Source organism: Tsukamurella paurometabola DSM 20162 (assembly GCF_000092225.1).
Classification (GTDB): domain Bacteria; phylum Actinomycetota; class Actinomycetes; order Mycobacteriales; family Mycobacteriaceae; genus Tsukamurella; species Tsukamurella paurometabola.
This window is the reverse complement of sequence record NC_014158.1, coordinates 1,293,940-1,309,174: the sequence shown is the minus strand read 5'-3', so window position 1 is coordinate 1,309,174 and position 15,235 is coordinate 1,293,940. Positions and strand designations below refer to the sequence as shown.

Here is a 15,235-nt window from a genome sequence, read left to right as displayed (position 1 = left end):
GCCAGGCGCCCCGCGTGATACTGCGCGACATCAGGCGGGGAACCGGTCCAGTTCTCGTTCCACCACGTCCGCCACGCCGCGCAACTCCGTCATCGGGTCGGCACCGCCGCGGATCACTCGGTCCAACGCGTCCCGGTAGGCCGTCGAGCTCCGCGGGGTCCACAGCAGCGGGGTCTGCGGGCGGCCCACCGAGTAGACGAGCTTGGACGCCTCGTTGTAGACACCGGTCGAGAGTTTGTTCGCCTGTGGAACCAGCGAACGCCGGGCGGGCACATGCAACCCGTAGCCCTGCGCCCAGTCCAATTGCAGGTCGGAGCGTTCCACCCACAGCCACTGCACGAACTTCTTCGCCTTCGCGAGATCCCCCTTCGTGCTCACCGCGGAGCCGTACGCGCCGAACGGCACACTGTCGCCACCGTTGGTGCCGATCGCGGGGAACGCCCGCACGCCGACATCGTCGCCCAGGGCCTCCGTGATCGCCGGCAACGCCCAGAGTCCGGTCCATTGCATGGCGGTCAGGCCCGCGATGAAGGCTCCCGGATCCGACCAGTCCTGCGGCGCGCCGAGCAACAGGTTTCCCGAGGTGAACAGCTTGCGCATCGTGCGCAGGCCGGACGCCACATCCTCATTGACGAAACCGGGCTTGCGGTCCGGGGTCAGGTAGTCGTGCCCCGACGACCACAACAGGACCCCGCCGAGGACATCGGCGCCACCGTTGTTACCGAGGAAGAGCCCCTTGGTGGTGCCCTGATTCAGCTCCTCGGCCGCCGACACCAGCTCATCGACGGTGCGCGGCGGACGCACGCCCGCCTTCTGCAACATCGACTTGCGGTACACCAGCACCTGGACATCCATCACCTGCGGGATACCGTAGACCTTCCCGCGATAGGTCATCCGGTCCAGGAGAGCTGGATTGAAATCGGAACGGGCATCGCCGAGCAGATCGGTGAGATCGGCGACCTGACCCGCGGTGATCATGTCGATCGTGGGGCCGTTCGCGAACTCGAAGACGTCCGGCCCACTGTCTCCGATCAGCGCCGATGCGACCTTCTGATCGTAGTCACCGGGGAAGGTGAGCGTGGAGACACCGCCGCCCGGGAACCCCGACGCATACCGCCGGAGCGCGGTCCCGGTTCCCTTCTCGCCGTACTCGTGGAACCAGACCGTCAGGTCACCCGACGAACCGCGTCCGGTGTTCGACCCGCACGCCGCCAACACTCCGGACGCCGCGAACGCGCCGAAGCCCGCAAGCGCGGCGCGTCGCGACATTCCGCGACCGTAGATCCCAGACACCCGATGATTATCGCAAATCGGAGACCGGACGATCGTGCGGGCGCACCGGCGCACCGTCAGAACAGGGCGGCAGCGAGGTCCCGGCGGGCCGCGAGCACCATCGCGTCGGACGGGTCGAACAGCTCGAACAGCTCCAGAAGCCGGGTCCGCAGCGCAGCCCGCTGGTCACCGGCGGTGATTCGAATCGCGCTGATCAAACGAGCGAATGCGGCCTGCGGGGCACCGGTCAGCAACTCCTCGTCGGCGGCGGCCAGCGCAGCGTCCACATCTTTCGGGTCGGCATCGGCGCGGGCCACCGCCCCGGGCTCGGCGGCGGTCGCGCGGGCGAAGAATCCCATCTGCTTCACGGCGGCGGCCGCCTCCGCATCGCCGGGATCGGCGTGCAGGATGGCCTCGTAAGCGGCCTGCGCCCCGGCGTAGTCGCCGTCCGCAGCCAGTTGCTCGGCCGCCTCACGCCGCGGATCCGACGCCGCCTCGGCCGGCGCGTCCTCGGCGCCGCCCAGCGCGGGGCCGATCTGGGCCAGGACATCGTCGAGCCACTGCCGCACGGCGGACTCGGGCTGGGCCCCCGCGAACGCGGTCACGGCCCGGCCACCGGCGACCGCGATCACCATGGGCACGGACTGGGCGCCGAAGGCCTGCGCCACCCCGGGCGCTGCGTCGACGTCCACCCGGACGAATTTCCACCGGCCGCCGTCCTGCGCGGCGAGCTGGGCCAGCACCGCCGTCATCGCCGCCGACTGCTCGCTGTAGGACGCGGTCAACGCCACCACCACGAGCTGCCGCGCCGAGGCGTCGATGACCTCAGCCGGGAAGGTCTGGTCGGTCACGTCGAGGACGGCGCCGCCGCCGGCGGGCGCACCGTCCGGCTCCGCACCCGCCGCGGAACGGGCCTGCTGCGTGGCCTTCGCCTCTGCGCGGGCCTTGAGACCCGACAGGTCGACCGCCCCCGACATGGCCGCTGCGGTGCGCAGCGCTCGCTCCTGATCCTGCCTCGATGCGCCCCGGGGCGCGCGCGGTGTGCTCACTCCTCCATCTTGGCACGGGGCCTCGAACGGGCGCCGTCCGGAAGTGTCCGACCGCGACCGGACGCGGCCGGACGCGCTGCCGGAACCGCTACACGTACCGAGCCGCGACGGCGTCGTAACGCCAGGACGCGGGACCCGGCTCAGGCATGCCCCGAGCCGCGAGTTCGCCGCCACGGGGCCGGTACCAACTGGTGAGCGGCACCTCGTCGACCACCTGGACCGCATCGGGATACTGCTCGTGCCGCCCGGCGAAGGCGTCGGTCACCTCATGAGCGGTGAGCGCTCCGCCGGGGCGCAGCGTGACCGCGGCGACCACCCGGGGCGGTGCCGCCTCGGTCTCCCCCGGTACTCGGTACACGACCGCCTGGTCCACCTGGCCGAGTTGCTCGAGGACGTCGGCGATCGGGATCGAGTACACCGGGCCCCGCTCGGTCAGGGCGACGGTGCGGACATCGTCGACGAGCCAGTAGTCACCGTCGTCGTCCTGCCGGAACAGATGTCCCGTGGAGAACCAGGCGTCGCCCGGCCGGAACGCACCCCGCAGCAGCACATCGCGCTGGGTGGTATCCGGGTCGGCACGGCCGATCAGGACGCCCACCTGACCCCGCTCGACCTCTTGGAGGTAACCGTCGTCGGTCTCGACGAACCGTCCGGAGTCGATGTAGAAGTCCACCAGTGTCACCTCGGCGCTGCCGGGCAGCCGGCGCCCCTTGGCGCCCGGCTTGCCGCCGCCCACCTTGGCGAGCACGATCTCTCCCTCGGTGGAGGCGTAGAACTCGACGACGCGGGCGCTGAAGGCTTCGCTCACGCGGCGGGAGAGTTCGGACGACATGCCGGAGCCGATGAACGCGCGGATCGGGTGGTAGCGCGGGATCTGCAGGTCGGGCTCGTCGAGCACGGCCCGCATCAGGTTCCAGGTGTAACAGACCACCGTGACGCCGTAGCGCTGCACCTCGATCATGAACCGCGCCGGATCGAAATCGCGGGTGAGCGCGATCCGGGAACCACCGGCGAGCGCGCCGCCGAGGCTGGTCATCAGGCCGGAGCTGTGGCTGAGCGGGGTGAGGCAGTAGACGGTATCGCTCTCCGAGAGCCGGGTGGCCGAGGCCGTACCGAAGGCCGACAGCGCCCACCGGCCGTTGGTGACCCGCTTCGCGCGCAGCGTACCGCCGACTGCGGAGAACATGACGAAGGCCAGGTCGCGGCCGAGCCCCGCATCGGGGCGGTACCAGCGCGGGATCCGGACGTTGTCCGGGTCGACCTGCTCGAGGTCGACCAGTTCGGCGGCCAGGTCCTGGCGCGATGCACCCGGCCGGTCGCGACGGTCACCGCCGCCGACGACGAAGACGCGCTCGGCGACCGCACTCGCCTCCTCGGCGTGCTCCGGGTCGGTGATGACGGAGGTGGCCTCGCCCAGTTTCAGCGAGGCCGCGTAGTCGGTGCCCGGCGACAGCAGCACGGACACCGCACCGAGCCGGGACAGCGCAGCGATGGTGACCAGCGCCGAGGGACGGGTGTGCATGAGCACGCCCACGTGCTCGCCCTGTCGGACGCCCACTTGCAGCAGTCCGCTCACCACGCGGTCGATGCGCTCGTTCACCGCCTGCTTTGTGTGCACCCGGTCCTCGTAGAGGAACAGCTCGCCGTACGGGTCCTTCGCGGCCTGCTCGGCGAGCAGCTTGCCCAGCGAAACGCGGGTATGCGCCTGAAGCTGGTCCAAGCGGGCCAGTTTGGGCAGGCCGCGGGTCACTTCGCGGGCCACCGCGCTCGCGCCCGCAGCGGCGCCGGCCGCAGCGTCGATCACGTCGCGGGCGGCGACGAAACCGACGGTCGCGAGGCCTGCGACACCGGCGACGAGCGGATTCACCGGCGCGTCGAGGCCGTCATGGGGCTGCATCCGGTCGATATTCGCCGGCTCGGTGCCGCGGCCCTCGCGCCACTTCACCCATTCGGCCACCGTCGGATAGGTGACGCTACCGGCAGTACTGCCCACCACGAGCCCGAAGTGTCCGGCGGAGGCCTGCGCCTCGTAGACCGGCGCCGACGGTGCCGCCTGCAGGATCCCGCGCACCGCGCTGGGCCGTCCGATCTGGTCGGACAGTCCGACGAAGGCGAGCACGGGACAGGTGATCGAGGCCAGCGAAACGGCCTCGCCGTCGATGGAGAAGCCACCGGTGAGCATTCGGTTGTGCACCACGAACTGCTTGAGCAGGTCGGCGACGGCGGGACCGGAGTAGGCCACCCAACCGTCGGACTCGAGGAACCGGCGCTGGTCCTCCCGGGGCAGCAGTGCGGACCGGTCGTGCAATTGGCGCACGAAATCAACCCGTGAGCGGACCGCCTTGACGGGATTGAGCAGTTCGAAACCGCGCTGCGCCATCCAGCCGGGGAGGAAGAAGCGGTTGAAGACGTGGTCGGCGACGAACTCGGCGCCCTTGTTCACCAGAGCGGGCGGCGCGCCGAGCGGGAGTCCGGCCGAGATGTCGACGGGGCTGCCGAAGGTGATGAGGCTGGCGAGACTCCGGGACTGCCGGTAGGCGGCAACCTGATAGCAGAACATCCCGCCCTGCGAGTACCCGCCGAGGTGCACATCGCGGGCGCGCAGCGCCACGATCTGGTCGATGGCGCGCGAGATCGCGACCACATGGTCGGCGAGGTTGCGCTCGAGACCGCCCTCCTCCCGGTCGGGCGAACCGAAGTCGATCACCCACGGGTCGAGACCGGCTCGGTGCAGCACGGAGACCGCGCCCTTATCTGCGGTGACGTCGAAGACGTTGGCGTCCACCATCATCGGCGGGACGAGCAGGATCGCCGGACGATCGTCGTCGGCGGGGTCCGGCGCGGTCTCGGCGTAGTAGCGCCGCAGCCGGTACATCGGGCTGCGCTCGACGACGGTGAACGGCGAGGGCTTGGCTCCGGTCTCCAGGCCGCCCTGCCGCAGCACCTCCATGCCGTTGCGCGCGGTAGCCGCGAGCCGGTTCACCGAGGCCTCCAGTGCCCTCGCGCCCGGCAGTCCTCCCAGGATGTCCACCATCTCCCCGCTTCCAGTGAAGAATCGATCCGGTCAGCGAGTCAACGTACCGCCGGGCGGGACGGATCGTGCGTCAACCGCTGATTGCGTTGGCCGACTCGGGCTCCGCAGCCGGTGCGTCGAGCTTGCCCGCCTTCTGCGCCCACACCTCGAAGACCACCGAACAGAACGGCAGAACAGTGGCGGCGAGGCCCAGAACCAGGGTCTTGACGTCCCACTTGCGCACGTACGCGACGGCCAGGGTGAGCACCACCAGCACCATGAAGACGATGCCGTGGGTCATGCCGGGCGTGGCGACGGCCTCCTCGTTGCCGCCGACCCACTTGCCGTACATGCCGATCAGCAGCCAGACCCACGTGAGCGCCTCGGCGAAGGCGACCACCTTGAAGGCCAGGACGATCTTGGACGCGGTGGACTCGTTCACGCTCACGCTCACTTCTTCGGGACGGTCAGGATGAGGGCGTCGCCTTGGCCACCCGCGCCGCACAGCGCCGCGACGCCGGTGCCGCCACCGCGACGCTGCAACTCGTACGCCAGGTGCAACACCACGCGGGCACCGGACACCCCGAGCGGGTGACCGATGGAGATGGCACCGCCATCGACGTTGACGATCTCATCGGAGACGCCCAGATCGGCCATCGACGCCAGGCCGACGGCGGCGAACGCCTCGTTGATCTCGATCAGGTCGAGATCGGCGACGGTCAGGCCCTGCTTGCCGAGCGCCTTCTTGATCGCGTTCGAGGGCTGGTGCTGCAGCGTCGAGTCCGGCCCGGCGACCACACCGTGCGCGCCGATCTCGGCGACGTAGTCCAGGCCCAGCTCCTGCGCCTTGCTCTTCCGCATGACGACCACGGCGGCGGCACCGTCGGAGATCTGGGAGGCGTTGCCGGCGGTGATGGTGCCGTCCTTGGCGAACGCGGGTCGCAGACCGCTCAGCGACTCAGCGGTCGTGGATCCCCGCACGCCCTCGTCCTCGGCGAAGACCACCGGATCGCCCTTGCGCTGGGGGATCTCGACGGGGACGACCTCGTCCTTGAACCGGCCCTCCGCCCAGGCGGCGGCGGCGCGCTGGTGCGACTTCGCCGCGACCTCGTCCTGCTGCTCGCGGGTGAAGTTCTGTCCCTCGACGCGGTTCTCCTGCTCGGTCAGCCCACCCATCGGCTGATCGGTGAACACGTCATGGAGGCCGTCGTAGGCCGTGTGATCGAGCAGCTCGGCGGCGCCGTACTTGAAGCCCTCGCGGCTGCCCTTGAGGATGTGCGGGGCCTGGGTCATCGACTCCTGCCCACCGGCGACGACGACCTCGTACTCGCCGGCCCGGATCAGTTGATCGGCCATGGCGATCGCGGTCAAACCCGACAGACACATCTTGTTGATGGTCAGAGTGGGTACGTCCCAGCCGATGCCGCCGCCGACCGCGGCCTGACGAGCCGGCATCTGGCCGGCGCCCGCGGTGAGCACCTGGCCCATGATCACGTAGTCGACGAGCTTCGGATCGACGCCGCCCTTGTCGAGAGCCCCCTTGATGGCGATCGCCCCGAGGTCGGTGGCCTTGAAGCCCTTGAGCGCACCGAGCAGCTTCCCGATCGGGGTCCGGGCCCCGGAGACGATGACGGACGGATCGGGGTTGGACACAGCTGACTCCTCGAGTTCGTACACCTGCGAATGATCGCACCTGCTTCCACGCTACATTCGGACAATGACCGCAAGCCAATCGCATCCCGGCGCTCATCCGGCCGCCGCTGACCTGCCCGCCCAGTACGTGCTCGGCATCGATCATGTGGGGGTCGCCGTCGCCGACCTCGATGAGGCGGTGCAGTGGTATGCCCGCGTCCTCGGCTTCGTCTGCACCCACGAGGAGATCAACGAAGCGCAGGGCGTCCGCGAGGCGATGCTGTCCCCCGCGAAGCTGCTCGCCGAGGGCGCCGAGCCGGCTGCGGCAGCGCAGTTGCAGGTGCTGGCCCCGCTCACCCCGGAGTCGACGATCGCGAAGTTCCTCGATCGCAACGGCCCGGGCATGCAGCAGCTGGCATACCGGGTCTCGGATCTGGACAAGGTGACCGCGCATCTGCGCGACCAGGGCGTCCGGCTGCTGTACGACGCGCCGCGCAACGGCACCGCGGGATCGCGGATCAACTTCGTGCACCCCAAGGACGCGGGTGGGATTCTGGTCGAGCTGGTGGAGCCGGCGGCGGCGCACTAGATCGTCGCTGCACAACCGGGAGTTCGGGGCCGATAACGATTCGGACGCTACGGCCCTGCTGATCAGAGCGTGGCCGGATCGGCCACGTACCATCGGGCTATGGCGAATTCGGACAATCCCTCGGCCGGGCCGGCCCCCGCGCCGTTCGCGGTGGTCCTCCGTGGATACGACCGCGAGCAGGTCAGCGAGCAGTTCCATCGTTACCAGGCTGAGCTGCGGGTTCTCGCGTCCGACCGGGATGCGGCGTCGGCGCACGCGCGCGAATTGACCGACCTCCTCGACGAGGCGCAGGACGAGATCGACAACCTGCGGCGCGAAGTGGACCGGCTCAGTGTCCCGCCGACCACGGCGGAGGGCATGAGCGACCGCATCGCCCGCATGATGCGCCTGGCCTCCGATGAGGCCTCCGAGATCCGTGCCGCTGCCGCCAACGAAGCCGCCGAGGTGCGTTCGCTCGCCCGCCAGGAGGCCGAGGCCACCCGCCGCGAAGCCGATCGCATCCGCTCCGATATGACCAACCGCCGCCAGGCGATGGAGGACGAGCACAAGGAGACGATGCAGCGCGCCGCCGACGAGGCCGCACGGATCATCGCCGAGGCGAAGGCCGAGGCGGCCAAGCTCCAGCGCACCGCGGAGGAGAACCGCGAGCGCGTACAGAACGACTTCGACCTCGCGATGTCGATGCGCCGCGATAAGGCGATCCGCACCATCACCGAGCTCGAGGACGCGTCGAAGAACGAGGCCCGCGAGCGGGTCGACAGTGCGAACGAGCGGGCGGAGCAGACGCTCAACACCGCGAACGCGACCGCACAGCAGAAGCTCGATGAGACCAACACCCGGATCTCCTCGCAGGTGGCCAATGCACGCCGCATCACCGAGGACATGCAGGCGCTGCGCTCGTCGATCCTGGATCAGCTGGAGACGGTGCGCCGGCAGCTCTCGTTGGTGCCGGAGGCCCTCGCGGCCGGCAGCGGCGAGGCCGAGGTGGTCGACAAGCACGTGGAGCCGGCTGCCTTCACACCGGCGCGCCCGCAGCTGGCCGCGCATGTCAGCGATGCCCGTCCCACGGCCTCCGAACGGGCCGACAAGATTCTCGGTGCCGACGATTTCGCGGCACCCGATCCGGCTACCGCGAGCGCCGACTGACCTCGCGTCGCCAGCACCCGGTGTGCCAGTGCCGGCGTTCGGTCACGCCGCCGGATTCGGCGGCGGGCCACGCCACGATATGCGCGGTGCCCGATGCGATCACCTGTGCGCACCCCGGACACCGGTAGTCCTTGGCCGCGGCCGTCCCGGTGACGGTGCGTACCTGATAGGCGTCGTCACCGAGGTCGACCCGGGAGCCGAACCCACCCGCGCTGAGCGGACGCACGGGCCCACCGGCCCGCCGCCTCGAGACCGGCCGCTTCCCCATCGTCGTCAGAAGAGCTTGTAGGACGTGTCCTCGGTGCCGCGGAGCACGTCGTAGTCGACGGTGACGCACCGGATTCCGCGGTCCTCGGCGAGCGTCCGTGCCTGGGGCTTGACCTGTTGGGCGGCAAGAATGCCCGTGACGGGCGCGATGAGCGGATCGCGGTTGAGCAGTTCGAGGTAGCGGGTGAGCTGCTCGACACCGTCGATCTCGGCGCGGCGCTTGACCTCCACGGCCACGGTGCCGCCGTCGGCATCGCGGCACAGTAGGTCGACGGGTCCGATGGCCGTCATGTATTCACGCCGGATCAGGGTGTAGCCCTCACCGAAGGTATGCGTGTGCTCGGCGAGCAATTCCTGCAGGTGTGCCTCGACACCGTCTTTCACCAGGCCGGGATCGACACCGAGCTCGTGGCTGCTGTCGTGTTCCACCTCGCCGATCAGGATCCGCAGTTGCTCGTCCGCCTTGTTCCGGACGATCCACAGCTGCTGCCCCTCGGGCACGTCCTTGGCGTCCTCGCCCGACGGCGCGGTCTCGAGCCAACACGGCGGGCTCATCCAGTTGAGCGGCTTGTACGCGCGGTCGTCTGCGTGGATGCTGACCGATCCGTCGGCCTTGACCAGGATGAGCCTGCGGGCCATGGGGAGGTGGGCGGTGAGCCGTCCCACGTAGTCGACCTGGCAATCGGCAATAACGACACGCACGAGCTCCACCATACGGCACGGAGGTACGCCGATCGCGCTGCCCTTTCCCTCCCCCGAGAACGACGAAAACCCCCGGAGGCGGGAGCATTTCTGCTCACCAGCCTCCGAGGGCTTCATCTGTATCTAATTTTAGTCCGGCGGTGTCCTACTCTCCCACACCCTCACGAGTGCAGTACCATCGGCGCTGGAGGGCTTAGCTTCCGGGTTCGGAATGGAGCCGGGCGTTTCCCCTCCGCTATGGCCGCCGTAACACTGCGAAACAACACATGTGTTGTCTCAGACATTGCATAGTGGACGCGAACCAAACCCTGCGGCTTGGTTTCTTTCATTGTTACATGCTCTTGTTAGCACACACGTGTTCGTTTTGGCGAATGTTATGTGTGTGGTAAGTCCTCGACCGATTAGTACCAGTCACCTGCACGCATTACTGCGCTTCCAGTTCTGGCCTATCAACCCCATAGTCTGTAGGGGGTCTTACCCACTCAAGGTGGTGAGAAACCTAATCTTGGAACAGGCTTCCCGCTTAGATGCTTTCAGCGGTTATCCCTTCCGAACGTAGCCAACCAGCCGTGCTCCTGGTGGAACAACTGGCACACCAGAGGTTCGTCCGTCCCGGTCCTCTCGTACTAGGGACAGCCTTCCTCAAGTTTCTAACGCGCGCGGCGGATAGAGACCGAACTGTCTCACGACGTTCTAAACCCAGCTCGCGTGCCGCTTTAATGGGCGAACAGCCCAACCCTTGGGACCTACTCCAGCCCCAGGATGCGACGAGCCGACATCGAGGTGCCAAACCATCCCGTCGATATGGACTCTTGGGGAAGATCAGCCTGTTATCCCCGGGGTACCTTTTATCCGTTGAGCGACACCGCTTCCACTTGCCGGTGCCGGATCACTAGTCCCGACTTTCGTCCCTGCTCGACCTGTCAGTCTCACAGTCAAGCTCCCTTGTGCACTTGCACTCAACACCTGATTGCCAACCAGGCTGAGGGAACCTTTGGGCGCCTCCGTTACATTTTGGGAGGCAACCGCCCCAGTTAAACTACCCACCAGGCACTGTCCTGAACCAGATCATGGTCCGAGGTTAAGGTATCCAATACGATCAGAGTGGTATTTCAACAACGACTCCACGAACACTGGCGTGCCCGCTTCACAGTCTCCCACCTATCCTACACAAACCGAACCGAACACCAATACCAAGCTATAGTGAAGGTCCCGGGGTCTTTTCGTCCTGCCGCGCGTAACGAGCATCTTTACTCGTACTGCAATTTCGCCGAGTCTGTGGTTGAGACAGCAGAGAAGTCGTTACGCCATTCGTGCAGGTCGGAACTTACCCGACAAGGAATTTCGCTACCTTAGGATGGTTATAGTTACCACCGCCGTTTACTGGGGCTTAAATTCTCAGCTTCGCCTTACGGCTAACCGGTCCTCTTAACCTTCCAGCACCGGGCAGGCGTCAGTCCATATACATCGTCTTACGACTTCGCATGGACCTGTGTTTTTAGTAAACAGTCGCTTCTCTCTGGTCTCTGCGACCCCACCCAGCTCCGACCGTAAAGATCATCACCAGACGAGGTCCCCCTTCTCCCGAAGTTACGGGGGCATTTTGCCGAGTTCCTTAACCACAGTTCTCTCGATCTCCTTGGTATTCTCTACCTGACCACCTGTGTTGGTTTGGGGTACGGGCCACATCAGATCTCGCTAGAGGCTTTTCTCGGCAGCATAGGATCATGGAATTCGCCGCAACGGCTACGCATCACCTCTCAGGCATCATGAGATCCGGATTTGCCTAGATCTCGCCCTACAGGCTTACACCAGTACAACCACTGACTGGCCCCACTACCTTCCTGCGTCACCCCATCGCTTGACTACTACCAGCCGAGGTCCCGTGCATCCACACCACCGTCACCCGAAGGTGATCAAGGTGCTTCAGGACGGTTAGTACAACTGATTCATCAGGGGCGATCTGACACGGGTACGGGAATATCAACCCGTTGTCCATCGACTACGCCTGTCGGCCTCGCCTTAGGTCCCGACTCACCCTGGGAGGATTAACCTAGCCCAGGAACCCTTGGTCATCCGGAGGACAAGTTTCTCACTTGTCATTCGCTACTCATGCCTGCATTCTCACTCGCGCAGCCTCCACAACTAGGTCACCCTGCTGCTTCTACGGCTGCACGACGCTCCCCTACCCACCCACAGTCAAAACTGTGAGTGCCGCGGCTTCGGCGGTGTACTTGAGCCCCGCTACATTGTCGGCGCCCAGCCACTAGACCAGTGAGCTATTACGCACTCTTTCAAGGGTGGCTGCTTCTAAGCCAACCTCCTGGTTGTCTTCGCGACCGGACATCCTTTTCCACTTAGTACACGCTTAGGGGCCTTAGCCGGCGATCTGGGCTGTTTCCCTCTCGACTACGAAGCTTATCCCCCGCAGTCTCACTGCCACGTTCTCACTTACCGGCATTCGGAGTTTGGCTGACGTCAGTAACCTGTGAGGGCCCATCGGCCATCCAGTAGCTCTACCTCCGGCAAGAAACACGTGACGCTGCACCTAAATGCATTTCGGGGAGAACCAGCTATCACGGAGTTTGATTGGCCTTTCACCCCTACCCACAGCTCATCCCCTCAGTTTTCAACCTAAGTGGGTTCGGGCCTCCACAACATCTTACTGCTGCTTCACCCTGGCCATGGGTAGATCACTCCGCTTCGGGTCCAGACCCGGCGACTCACACGCCCTATTCGGACTCGCTTTCGCTACGGCTACCCCACAACGGGTTAACCTCGCCACCGAGCACTGACTCGCAGGCTCATTCTTCAAAAGGCACGCCATCACCCCACAACGAGGGCTCTGACGGATTGTAAGCACACGGTTTCAGGTACTATTTCACTCCCCTCCCGGGGTACTTTTCACCTTTCCCTCACGGTACTAGTCCGCTATCGGTCGCAAGGTAGTATTTAGGCTTACCGAGTGGTCTCGGCAGATTCACAGCGGATTTCACGGGCCCGCTGCTACTCGGGAATCCATCACAACAGTCACCACGTTTTCGGTTACAGGACTCTCACCCTCTCCGGCAGACCATTCCAGGCCACTTCACCTAACATGATGATTTCTTACTGTCGTCCAGCCAGGTAGAACTGAAACGATGAACCCCACAACACCACACACACAACCCCTACCCGGTATCACATGTGCATGGTTTAGCCTCATCCGCTTTCGCTCGCCACTACTCACGGAATCACTATTGTTTTCTCTTCCTGAGGGTACTGAGATGTTTCACTTCCCCTCGTTCCCTCCACACCGCCTATATATTCAGCGGCAGGTAACACCACATGACTGGTGCTGGGTTTCCCCATTCGGAAATCCTCGGATCACAGCTCGGTTGACAGCTCCCCGAGGCATATCGCAGCCTCCCACGTCCTTCATCGGCTCCTTGCGCCAAGGCATCCACCGTGCGCCCTTAGACACTTACAACACACAAAACACACACCAAACACACAACAACGCATGCTCAATGCATTCTCATGACATAAGCGCCAAAAAAACACAAACAAAATGCTTACACAGAAACATGTAAAATTACAGAAACAAAAACCACTGAACCAGAAAACTGGAACAGAAGTTGATGCTCGCGTCCACTATACAATTCTCAAACAACACACACCACCCCACCGACACCCACAACCGCAGGCACAGACATGAAGCAGCAAGAGAAGAACGTGCCCTCTCAGACACCCAACAGTGTATCGATGAACCCCGAACCCCCAACCCCCACACACAGCAGGAGAAAAGAGCCCAAGAAAGTCAGTGTTCCACCCATAATGAGCGACCGCGCAGCCACACTCGGGCTGACAAACGGCACTAAATGCTCCTTAGAAAGGAGGTGATCCAGCCGCACCTTCCGGTACGGCTACCTTGTTACGACTTCGTCCCAATCGCCAATCCCACCTTCGACAGCTCCCTCCACAAGGGTTAGGCCACCGGCTTCGGGTGTTACCGACTTTCATGACGTGACGGGCGGTGTGTACAAGGCCCGGGAACGTATTCACCGCAGCGTTGCTGATCTGCGATTACTAGCGACTCCGACTTCATGGGGTCGAGTTGCAGACCCCAATCCGAACTGAGACGCGCTTTAAGGGATTCGCTCCACCTCACGGTATCGCAGCCCTCTGTACGCGCCATTGTAGCATGTGTGAAGCCCTGGACATAAGGGGCATGATGACTTGACGTCATCCCCACCTTCCTCCGAGTTGACCCCGGCAGTCTCTCACGAGTCCCCACCATTACGTGCTGGCAACATGAGACAAGGGTTGCGCTCGTTGCGGGACTTAACCCAACATCTCACGACACGAGCTGACGACAGCCATGCACCACCTGTATAGAAGGCACAAGGCAAACCACATCTCTGCGGCGATCCTCTATATGTCAAACCCAGGTAAGGTTCTTCGCGTTGCATCGAATTAATCCACATGCTCCGCCGCTTGTGCGGGCCCCCGTCAATTCCTTTGAGTTTTAGCCTTGCGGCCGTACTCCCCAGGCGGGGTACTTAATGCGTTAGCTACGGCACGGATCCCGTGGAAGGAAACCCACACCTAGTACCCACCGTTTACGGCGTGGACTACCAGGGTATCTAATCCTGTTCGCTACCCACGCTTTCGCTCCTCAGCGTCAGTTACTGCCCAGAGACCCGCCTTCGCCACCGGTGTTCCTCCTGATATCTGCGCATTCCACCGCTACACCAGGAATTCCAGTCTCCCCTACAGTACTCAAGTCTGCCCGTATCGCCTGCAGGCCCGAGGTTAAGCCTCGGGTTTTCACAGACGACGTGACAAACCGCCTACGAGCTCTTTACGCCCAGTAATTCCGGACAACGCTTGCACCCTACGTATTACCGCGGCTGCTGGCACGTAGTTGGCCGGTGCTTCTTCTGTAGGTACCGTCACTTGCGCTTCGTCCCTACTGAAAGAGGTTTACAACCCGAAGGCCGTCATCCCTCACGCGGCGTCGCTGCATCAGGCTTGCGCCCATTGTGCAATATTCCCCACTGCTGCCTCCCGTAGGAGTCTGGGCCGTGTCTCAGTCCCAGTGTGGCCGGTCGCCCTCTCAGGCCGGCTACCCGTCGTCGCCTTGGTAGGCCATTACCCCACCAACAAGCTGATAGGCCGCGGGCCCATCCTGTACCGCAAAAGCTTTCCACCAACCCCCATGCAGGAGAAGGTCATATCCGGTATTAGACCCAGTTTCCCAGGCTTATCCCAAAGTACAGGGCAGGTCACCCACGTGTTACTCACCCGTTCGCCACTCGTGTACCCCCGAAAGGGCCTTACCGTTCGACTTGCATGTGTTAAGCACGCCGCCAGCGTTCGTCCTGAGCCAGGATCAAACTCTCCATAAAAAACACTAGAAACACAAAATGTTTCAGCGTAATCCAGGAAATCCTGAACAAAACGAAAACACTGACAAAAATCAATGTCTTCAAAAAAATATCTCGCAAAGAAATAAACGAGAAAAGCCACAACACAAAACAACAAAAATTGTTATTGTGCGTGCCAAAAATTGGCACTGACAAT

At 64.3% G+C, this 15,235-nt stretch carries 9 protein-coding genes and 3 rRNA genes; 2 read left to right on the top strand and 10 right to left on the bottom strand.

The window, feature by feature from the left end; genetic code table 11:
• Positions 1 to 30: 30 nt before the first annotated feature.
• From TPAU_RS06355 to TPAU_RS06335, 5 genes are all read right to left on the bottom strand, one after another.
• A complete protein-coding gene (locus TPAU_RS06355; protein WP_013125938.1) occupies positions 31 to 1,269 on the bottom strand; it encodes an ABC transporter substrate-binding protein in 1,239 nt (412 codons plus the stop codon).
• An 80-nt stretch (positions 1,270 to 1,349) separates the two neighbouring features.
• On the bottom strand, positions 1,350 to 2,321 hold the full coding sequence (locus TPAU_RS06350; RefSeq protein WP_013125937.1) for a tetratricopeptide repeat protein: 972 nt from the start codon (positions 2,319 to 2,321) through the stop codon (positions 1,350 to 1,352).
• 88 nt (positions 2,322 to 2,409) lie between these two features.
• Entirely contained in the window at positions 2,410 to 5,355 is a 2,946-nt protein-coding gene (locus TPAU_RS06345; protein ID WP_013125936.1) for an AMP-binding protein, read from the bottom strand.
• Between the two features lie 70 nt (positions 5,356 to 5,425).
• The gene (locus TPAU_RS06340) at positions 5,426 to 5,782 is read right to left on the bottom strand and encodes a DUF3817 domain-containing protein (protein WP_245537851.1); all 357 of its coding nucleotides are present in this window, start codon (positions 5,780 to 5,782) and stop codon (positions 5,426 to 5,428) included.
• Between the two features lie 2 nt (positions 5,783 to 5,784).
• Positions 5,785 to 6,987, bottom strand: coding sequence for an acetyl-CoA C-acetyltransferase (locus tag TPAU_RS06335; RefSeq protein ID WP_013125934.1), 1,203 nt, complete (start codon positions 6,985 to 6,987; stop codon positions 5,785 to 5,787).
• A gap of 64 nt (positions 6,988 to 7,051) precedes the next feature.
• Between TPAU_RS06335 and mce the strand changes: the two genes are divergently transcribed.
• Both mce and TPAU_RS06325 read left to right on the top strand, forming a co-directional pair.
• The gene (gene mce / locus TPAU_RS06330; protein WP_013125933.1) at positions 7,052 to 7,555 is read left to right on the top strand and encodes a methylmalonyl-CoA epimerase; all 504 of its coding nucleotides are present in this window, start codon (positions 7,052 to 7,054) and stop codon (positions 7,553 to 7,555) included.
• Between the two features lie 99 nt (positions 7,556 to 7,654).
• On the top strand, positions 7,655 to 8,701 hold the full coding sequence (locus TPAU_RS06325; protein ID WP_013125932.1) for a coiled-coil domain-containing protein: 1,047 nt from the start codon (positions 7,655 to 7,657) through the stop codon (positions 8,699 to 8,701).
• Here TPAU_RS06325 and TPAU_RS06320 read toward each other — a convergent pair.
• The 5 genes from TPAU_RS06320 to TPAU_RS06300 form a co-directional block, all read right to left on the bottom strand.
• The gene (locus TPAU_RS06320; RefSeq protein WP_041944320.1) at positions 8,682 to 8,927 is read right to left on the bottom strand and encodes a hypothetical protein; all 246 of its coding nucleotides are present in this window, start codon (positions 8,925 to 8,927) and stop codon (positions 8,682 to 8,684) included. The two genes, TPAU_RS06325 and TPAU_RS06320, sit on opposite strands and share 20 nt — an antisense overlap.
• 47 nt (positions 8,928 to 8,974) lie before the next feature.
• Entirely contained in the window at positions 8,975 to 9,670 is a 696-nt protein-coding gene (gene nucS / locus TPAU_RS06315) for an endonuclease NucS (protein ID WP_041944776.1), read from the bottom strand.
• 132 nt (positions 9,671 to 9,802) lie between these two features.
• A 5S ribosomal RNA gene (gene rrf, locus TPAU_RS06310) occupies positions 9,803 to 9,919 on the bottom strand.
• Positions 9,920 to 10,051: 132 nt separating this feature from the next.
• Positions 10,052 to 13,139 (bottom strand): 23S ribosomal RNA (locus TPAU_RS06305).
• 402 nt (positions 13,140 to 13,541) lie between these two features.
• Positions 13,542 to 15,060 (bottom strand): 16S ribosomal RNA (locus TPAU_RS06300).
• Together the 16S, 23S and 5S rRNA genes form the textbook arrangement of a ribosomal RNA operon.
• Positions 15,061 to 15,235: the final 175 nt, after the last annotated feature.

What these genes read in the sequence shown, in the direction of transcription:
- TPAU_RS06355 (WP_013125938.1), bottom strand. Translation starts at nt 1,269, where the DNA reads ATGTCGCGACGCGCCGCGCTTGCGGGCTTCGGCGCGTTCGCGGCGTCC.
- TPAU_RS06345 (WP_013125936.1), bottom strand. Translation starts at nt 5,355, where the DNA reads ATGGTGGACATCCTGGGAGGACTGCCGGGCGCGAGGGCACTGGAGGCC.
- mce (WP_013125933.1), top strand. Translation starts at nt 7,052, where the DNA reads ATGACCGCAAGCCAATCGCATCCCGGCGCTCATCCGGCCGCCGCTGAC.
- TPAU_RS06325 (WP_013125932.1), top strand. Translation starts at nt 7,655, where the DNA reads ATGGCGAATTCGGACAATCCCTCGGCCGGGCCGGCCCCCGCGCCGTTC.